At 55.4% G+C, this 7,364-nt stretch carries 6 protein-coding genes and 1 tRNA gene; 5 read left to right on the top strand and 2 right to left on the bottom strand.

Annotated features, from left to right (window positions below; all coding sequences use genetic code 11):
- The first annotated feature begins 932 nt into the window (after positions 1–932).
- Positions 933–3,158, top strand: coding sequence for a calcium-binding protein (locus tag AC07OG_RS25820; protein ID WP_218425989.1), 2,226 nt, complete (start codon positions 933–935; stop codon positions 3,156–3,158).
- A gap of 261 nt (positions 3,159–3,419) precedes the next feature.
- Here the strand turns inward: AC07OG_RS25820 and AC07OG_RS25815 are convergent.
- Positions 3,420–3,496: transfer RNA gene (locus AC07OG_RS25815), tRNA-Arg, on the bottom strand.
- A gap of 291 nt (positions 3,497–3,787) precedes the next feature.
- On the opposite strand from AC07OG_RS25815, the gene AC07OG_RS25810 reads away from it, so the two are divergent.
- The 3 genes from AC07OG_RS25810 (at position 3,788) to AC07OG_RS25800 (ending at position 4,954) form a co-directional block, all read left to right on the top strand.
- A complete protein-coding gene (locus AC07OG_RS25810) occupies positions 3,788–4,024 on the top strand; it encodes a hypothetical protein (protein ID WP_495068460.1) in 237 nt (78 codons plus the stop codon).
- Positions 4,025–4,044: 20 nt separating this feature from the next.
- Entirely contained in the window at positions 4,045–4,224 is a 180-nt protein-coding gene (locus AC07OG_RS25805) for a PA3371 family protein (RefSeq protein WP_060539746.1), read from the top strand.
- 403 nt (positions 4,225–4,627) lie between these two features.
- Positions 4,628–4,954 (top strand): Arc family DNA-binding protein, encoded by a 327-nt coding sequence (locus AC07OG_RS25800; RefSeq protein WP_003178899.1) that lies wholly within the window; start codon positions 4,628–4,630, stop codon positions 4,952–4,954.
- Between the two features lie 101 nt (positions 4,955–5,055).
- Here the strand turns inward: AC07OG_RS25800 and mgtE are convergent, their stop codons facing one another.
- On the bottom strand, positions 5,056–6,498 hold the full coding sequence (mgtE, locus tag AC07OG_RS25795; protein WP_060539745.1) for a magnesium transporter: 1,443 nt from the start codon (positions 6,496–6,498) through the stop codon (positions 5,056–5,058).
- Between the two features lie 321 nt (positions 6,499–6,819).
- Here mgtE and AC07OG_RS25790 point away from each other — a divergent pair, with 321 nt between their 5' ends.
- Positions 6,820–7,344: a hypothetical protein gene (locus tag AC07OG_RS25790; RefSeq protein WP_060539744.1), complete on the top strand. Its 525-nt coding sequence runs from the start codon at positions 6,820–6,822 to the stop codon at positions 7,342–7,344.
- The last annotated feature ends 20 nt before the right edge of the window (positions 7,345–7,364 follow it).

The raw sequence follows: 7,364 nt of genomic DNA, 5'->3' as shown, positions 1-7,364 counted from the left end.
GTTTACCAAGGAGTTTTCCGTTTCGACTGCGCCGGAAGTGGGGCGAATTATAGGCTTCCAGAATCTGCCGTCAAGCGCTGATATTGCTTTTCTATCAATAACTTGCAGAAAGGGGCAAAACGTCCCGATTTCCACCTATAGAGAGAAGCCAAAAGCCCCTCTATATAGAAGGAGCGAAATCACCGGCGTTCGACATCAGGCTGACTTATCACCTCGGCAACGACTTGGCTAACACTGTCCAGCACGATGCAGCCTACTCACTCGACGACGGAATCGGCAGCTGTCGCGCCCCATCAAGGACTTCGTGCGGGGTAGCAACACGATTGGCCTGTCGACCGAGCGCTTCTGGGTTACCGGTCTGGCGACTTCACACCTAGTCCTCTAATCCTGATAGAGCAGAGGAGTACTTTCTTGCCCGCTCTACCCTGCTGCTGCTTTTATCCAGGCCATCAAGCGACTTCCCAGGCATGGGAAAGCGATGCTGAACGCCTTCCATCCTCCGTGCGCAATCCACTTGACAGAATCCATACCCCCAATGATATCGTTTTGATATTATACGGCATAGGGACCGCATGAGGAGCATGAGGAGTAACAGCCGAAAAAATCGCTGCTTACCCATTCCGAACAATGTGGCCAGAGTAGTCAGGCGTGGTGGATTGCGTCAAAAAGCTTCTACGACACCAATGTACAGGGCATTTTGTTTCCAGACTCAATATGGAAGCAGGGTCAATTTACACCCCTACTCGCCATCAGCCACTGTGAACGGGCAGTCACTCCCCTTGGTTTCATAGAGAAATCTAGTAGTCGACTATGGATCGAACTTGGCTAGCCCCAATGTTGGCAGATGCGGATAGGTTGCGCCTCGAATTAATGCTTGAAGTTCAGCCCGTGGCACAAGCCGCTTTTTCAAAAATAAAGACAGGAGAGTCTAAATGGCAACAGTTAATGGAAGGACGGTAAACGGGTCCACCATTTATGGAACCACCGGCTATGACATTATTTATGGCGCCAACATCGCCGAAGTTATTTATGGCGGAATTGGTGACGATACCATTTATGGCAATGATGGTAACGATACGATCTATGGTGGCACTGGGTCGGACAACCTGAATGGCGGCAACGGCAACGATATCCTGGACGCGAGCACCAGCAGTAATAGCGTCCTTACAGGCGGCGCAGGCGCAGATACTTTCGTCATAAATCGTGGAGCCAATTATATAGGGCAAACCATCACGGATTTTGACGTGTCCGCAGATCGGCTGGATCTTCGTCAGCTCGGTATTTCCGACGTCGAGACGCTTAATCGCCTATTTCAAGTCGATTACAATGACAAGCTTTTTTTTACAATCAAAACTAACGGTTATGATTCGACGACCACGCTGAACGATCTTTGGGCCACCGGGATCGAGGAGTTGGACTCATCCAATGTGCTTCTCAATACAACCGTCAAAGACGATACGCTGACCGCAACCTCAAGGAGCGACCTGTTCGGAGGGTTCGGTAATGACAGGCTTACAGGTTCCTCGTCCTACGATCGCCTTTTTGGCGAAAGCGGCAATGACACCCTCTTTGGAATGAATGGGAATGACCTTTTGGTCGGTGGTGCCGGCAACGATACCCTGAACGGTGGTGCCGATGAAGATGTGCTCGAAGGCGGTAATGGCAACGATATTCTGAACGGTGGCACTGGCAGGGACGAGCTCATCGGCGGGGCTGGGAGCGACGTATTCATCGCTCAGCGGGCGAGCAATTACTACGACGCGACCCGAGTCATCGATTTCAGTATTGCAGAGCAGGACAAGCTCGATTTCCGTACACTCGGGATCAGTGATATCGATAGCCTCAAGCGCCTGGTTGATGCGGTGGACAACAAAGGTGGCGACGTCATCACAAATTGGTACGGCGGCTACTCGGCTGAGTTGACGCTCACGGGAGTTTCGGTCGCCAACCTGACAACGTCCAGCCTGCTCCTCAATACGAGCACGGCCAACACAAATCAGTTCGCCACCGGCAGTAGCGATTTGTTCGGCGGCCTTGGCAACAACCGTCTCGTTGGCTCCTCGTCCCACGATCGCCTGTTCGGCGAAGGCGGCGCTGACACCCTGGAGGGGGGCGATAGTTACGACCTGCTGGTGGGTGGCAGCGGTAACGATAGTTTGTTCGGTGGCAATGGTGAGGACACACTCGAGGGCGGCATCGGCGACGACAAGCTCGATGGTGGCGACAACAACGACATCCTCAAGGGCGGCGTCGGCAACGATACGCTGAATGGCGGCCTGGGAGCAGACGTGTTATCGGGCGGCACCGGTAATGACTTGCTGCTCAGCAGCCTTGGCGACGACTTTCTGGACGGTGGTGAGGGCATCGATACCCTGTCCTACGCAGCAGAGGGATTAGCACTCAACGTTGATCTCAACCTCACCGGCGATCAGCGTGTCCAGGCATCCCGTTACGAAGATGATCGAATTCTCAATATCGAAAACGTTATTGGCGGTTACGCGAACGATCGCCTGGTGGGCAATGCCTATAACAACAGCCTCGATGGTGGCAACGGCGACGATACCCTCAGTGGTGGACTAGGTAATGACGTCCTGCGTGGTGCGGCTGGCAATGACACCCTGAACGGGGGTAGCGGCGTGGACACGGCTACCTACGAGGGGGCAACTTCTGCGGTCAAGGTCGACCTGAACATTACCACTGCCTCGCAGAACACACTCGGTGCCGGTGTCGATCGCCTCATCTCCATCGAAAATCTCACCGGTTCCAGCTACGCCGATACGCTCAAAGGCAATGCGGCAGCCAACGTGTTAACGGGCGGACTGGGCAAGGACACCCTCATCGGCGGCGCTGGCAGCGATATTTTCGACTTCAATTCGTTGTTGGAAACGGGAACGACCAGCTCCACCTGGGATGTCATCAGCGACTTCGTCCGCGGTAGCGACAAGATCGACCTGTCGACACTGGATGCCAACACCGCCACGACCGCCAATGAAGCCTTTGGCGCGATCATCGGTAGCACGACAGCCTTTACTGCTGCCGGGCAATTGAAGATTGCCAATGGCGTGCTCTACGGCAACACGGATGCGGACAACGCCGCCGAGTTCGCCATTCAGATCACCGGTGTCACCAGCCTCTCAACTTCGGACTTCATACTTTGAGCGTGGGGGGCGAACAGCCCCTCATCGAACCAAGGCGCTGAACGACCCTGACAATTGACCAAGGCTGTTCAGCTCAGGAAGTTGACGAATCCTTGATCAGCAGAAAAATCCGGAACCTGCTGACCAGGTTCCGGAATTTTTGAAGGCTGAAAACGAGAAAGGCCCCGTGCTGTGAAGCCGGGGCCTTTTTACTTGCGCTGCTACCTTGCTGGCATGAGTCGCGTTGATCAGCAAATTTCAGTGCCAACCATCAGTAAATATTGGTGTCCCAGGGCAGGTTCGAACTGCCAACCTTCCCCTTAGGAGGGGGATGCTCTATCCAATTGAGCTACTGAGACACAAGTCGCCGGCGAAGAATCGCGCAGCGATAGACGGCGTGCATGTTAACGGCCAGGCATGCTTTTGTCATGTCGTCCGTAGGCTTTTTAAGTGTAGGCAGCCGCCCCAGTCCGATGCTGACTTGTTTACCGTGCAATTTGCATCACCGCAAAAAGCCATCATTGCAAATTGCAACCCCTGCCTGCCCGGCAAATATCTTAATTGATTGTTTTTAAAGCATTTAAATGCCGATAGACTCTGGCATGCGAGCTGCTTCTGCTGTTCTCAGAAGAACGACGGAGGCCAGCTCGATGAACAGCGTCCTTTTACTCGCGAACGCGATCGCTCTGACAGTTTTAGTGGGTTTGCAACTTATTCCCGAGAACGGTGCAGTCGAGGCGGTGGTGGCCCAACGCATTCCGCATTTCCTGCAGCTGCAAAAAGCACCACAGCTGGCAGTGATGAGCGACCGCGACTCTGCCGGTCAGGACGTCAGCCAGGAGAACACCCTGCTGCGGGCGCCGTCGTCTGAACGTTTGGTATTTTGATTCCCCATCAGGAGCAACACATGTCCAAATCAGCCGCAGGATTTTTCATCCTCGCCCTACTGAGCGGCATTCTTCATCTGTCCTTGACCGAAGAGATGGTCATCACCCTGCCCCTGATTGCCTGCGGTTTGTTCACAGCATTGTTCGTGCTGGCACTGATAGCCGGACGCAAGATCAAGTTCGATCCGGTGCTACGCTGACACCACGCCCGCCCGCCAGCCGTCCGTCCTGAATTCACCACCCCTATAGTGCCAACCCTAGCAAATCGGCCATTTGCCACTATCCTGTAAAGGTGGAGGAACAGTGGCCGAATTCGTATACCCGCCCCTTTTTGCCAACCGTTGGTCCGGCCGCTAATGCAGTAGGCGATCAGAACCGGTCGAACTTTTCAAACCAGTCCGCATTTCTGATAATCAGTGCTGGCAGAACGCCTTTACCCGGCTCAATATTTGTCACAGAATTGACGCCAATGGTATGGCTAATTTGAGGCATGATGCGCGCCTCTATCAATTCAGGTTGAACATTTGGCCATAGTGCTTGTCCTACCAGACATCCTGCGGTCAATCCCCAAAACCGCTCCCCTGAACTAAACCGGTTAAATATATGCGCCCATTGAAACAGGCAATTTATTCCAGCCGTACGGCTGACAAGTTCGTCGTACGTCTGCCAGACGGAATGCGTGAACGCATTGCCGAGGTGGCTCGCAATCATCATCGCAGTATGAACTCCGAGATCATTGCGCGCCTTGAGCAGAGTCTTATTCAGGAAGGCGCACTGGGAGAAGAGTTGAGCATGCGCCTGGACAGCCCTGAGCTGTCATTGCACGAACGCGAGTTACTGCAGCGCTTTCGCCAACTATCCCATCGCCAGCAGAACGCCCTTGTTTCGCTGATCGCGCACGACGCCGAAATGGCCGCCGACGCCTCCTGATCCAACCCGAGCGCCCAAAGCCAGCCTAATCGCTGGCTTTTTTTTGCCTGGATTTCGGGCACAAAAAAACCCGCCGGAGCGGGTTTTTGTGGCAAGGCCGGTCAGAGCAGGAAGATCGTCGCCAGCCCGAGGAAGATGAAGAAGCCGCCGCTGTCCGTGACTGCCGTGATCATCACACTGGCACCCATCGCAGGATCGCGCCCCAGGCGTGCCAGGGTCATGGGAATCAGCACCCCCATCAGCGCCGCCAGCAACAGGTTGAGCGTCATGGCGGCCGTCATGACCACCCCAAGGGACCAACTGCCGTACAGCAGAAAGGCCACGACACCGATAACCCCACCCCAGATCACACCGTTGATCAAGGAAACCGCCAGTTCCTTGCGCATCAAGCGGGAGGTATTGCCGGTATTTACCTGGTCCAGAGCCATGGCCCGGACGATCATGGTGATGGTCTGGTTGCCCGAGTTGCCACCGATACCCGCCACGATTGGCATCAATGCCGCCAGAGCCACGAGCTTCTCGATCGATCCTTCAAACAGCCCGATCACCCGTGAGGCCACGAACGCGGTAATCAGGTTGATCGCCAGCCAGGCCCAACGGTTACGCAGGGACTTCCAGACCGAGGCAAAAATATCTTCTTCTTCGCGCAGACCCGCCATGTTGAGAACTTCGCTTTCGCTCTCTTCACGAATCAGGTCGACCATTTCGTCGATGGTCAGACGGCCGATCAGCTTGCCGTTCTTGTCGACCACAGGGGCCGAGATCAAGTCATAACGCTCGAACGCCTGGGCGGCGTCGTAGGCATCTTCGTCCGGGTGAAAACTCACCGGATCGCTGGCCATCACTTCGGCTACCTGCTTGTCCGGATCGTTGACCAGCAACCGCTTGATCGGCAGCACGCCCTTGAGGACACCGTCGTAATCGACCACAAACAACTTGTCGGTGTGGCCCGGCAGCTCCTTGAGACGACGCAGGTAACGCAACACCACTTCGAGACTGACATCCTCACGGATGGTCACCATCTCGAAGTCCATCAATGCACCGACCTGCTCCTCGTCGTAGGACAGGGCCGAACGGACGCGCTCGCGCTGTTGCTGGTCCAGCGACTCCATCAGCTCGTGGACGACGTCTCGCGGCAGCTCGGAGGCCAGGTCAGCGAGTTCGTCGGCATCCATGTCCTTGGCCGCAGCCAGGAGCTCGTGATCGTCCATGTCGGCGATCAGGGTTTCACGAACCGAGTCGGATACTTCGAGCAGGATGTCGCCGTCGCGATCGGCCTTGACCAGTTGCCAGAGCGTCAGACGATCGTCCAGCGGCAAGGCTTCAAGGATGTAGGCGACGTCGGCGGAGTGCAGATCATCGAGCTTGCGTTGCAACTCGACGAGGTTCTGCCGGTGAACCAGGTTCTCGACCCGGTCATGATGCGGGCCTTCCTGGCGGTGAGTCAGGTCTTCGACAACTCGCTGGCGCTGCAGCAATTCGATCACCTGGGCCAGGCGATCCTGCAAGCTTTCCTGCGTTTTCTTTACTTCAACTTCAGACATAGGCGAACTCCACTCCCAGCAGCGGGGTGCGCCGGAAGAATCAATCAGTCAATTCATGATTGGTAAAACGGGGTATTGAGTAACTACTGGGTAAGTCCATGGAAGTATTCCAAAAGCCCCGGCGGGGCTGACGGTCGCAATGATACACCGCCTGACGGTTTAAAACGCTAAAAAATCCCGGCCTGAAACAAGCGCTTGCGAAACAAACTTGAGCGTAATCCTGATCCATGAAAATGCGACGACTCATTCTGCAAAGAAAACACACCAGCACCGAAGTTTCTGCCAGCTACCCTAGAGCGCGAACGTCATGGAGGGCGCTCAATGCCATCGAATGCGCGATACCTGTTACTGCTTGCCATGCTCAGCGCGCCGCCCGCGGTCTCCGCCACTGTCGTTCAGCGTTGCGAAGCTGCCAATGGCCACATCACCTTTACCACACTCAGTTGCATTGCCGGTGAAAGCGCCTCGCTTCAGGATGTGCGCCCTTCCCCGTCCAGCAGCAACAAGGCGCTCTTGCCTGAGGCCGAAGCCCGCGAAACACCCAGCATGAAAATCAACAACAGAGAACCGGTCGTGATCGGCCAGACAGAGGAAAACTGCGCAAACCTGATCAGCCCCCAGGAGCGCCGCAAGGCGATCATCAATCAGCGCATAGTCGCCGGCATGAGCCGGCAGGACGTCGAAAGCGCCCTCGGCAAGCCGGACAGGATCAGTGCTCGCAACTCGACGACAAGTTATCGCTATGGTGCGAAGCCTGGTCGCAGCGCGCAGGTCGAAGTCGAGTTCGATGAGAAGGGATGCAGCACGGGAAAAGCCAAATCCCGGACGGCAAAAAGCCCGCAATAAATGCGGGCTTTCTGTTGTAT

The organism is Pseudomonas sp. GW821-FHT09H03 (genome assembly GCF_059415945.1).
Note: the sequence above shows the minus strand (reverse complement) of the source record. Positions and strands in the feature narration are given on the sequence as shown.

Coding starts and splice junctions, on each gene's coding strand:
- AC07OG_RS25820 (WP_218425989.1), top strand. CDS start 933: ATGGCAACAGTTAATGGAAGGACGGTAAACGGGTCCACCATTTATGGA.
- AC07OG_RS25810 (WP_495068460.1), top strand. CDS start 3,788: ATGAACAGCGTCCTTTTACTCGCGAACGCGATCGCTCTGACAGTTTTA.
- AC07OG_RS25805 (WP_060539746.1), top strand. CDS start 4,045: ATGTCCAAATCAGCCGCAGGATTTTTCATCCTCGCCCTACTGAGCGGC.
- AC07OG_RS25800 (WP_003178899.1), top strand. CDS start 4,628: ATGCGCCCATTGAAACAGGCAATTTATTCCAGCCGTACGGCTGACAAG.
- mgtE (WP_060539745.1), bottom strand. CDS start 6,498: ATGTCTGAAGTTGAAGTAAAGAAAACGCAGGAAAGCTTGCAGGATCGC.
- AC07OG_RS25790 (WP_060539744.1), top strand. CDS start 6,820: ATGCCATCGAATGCGCGATACCTGTTACTGCTTGCCATGCTCAGCGCG.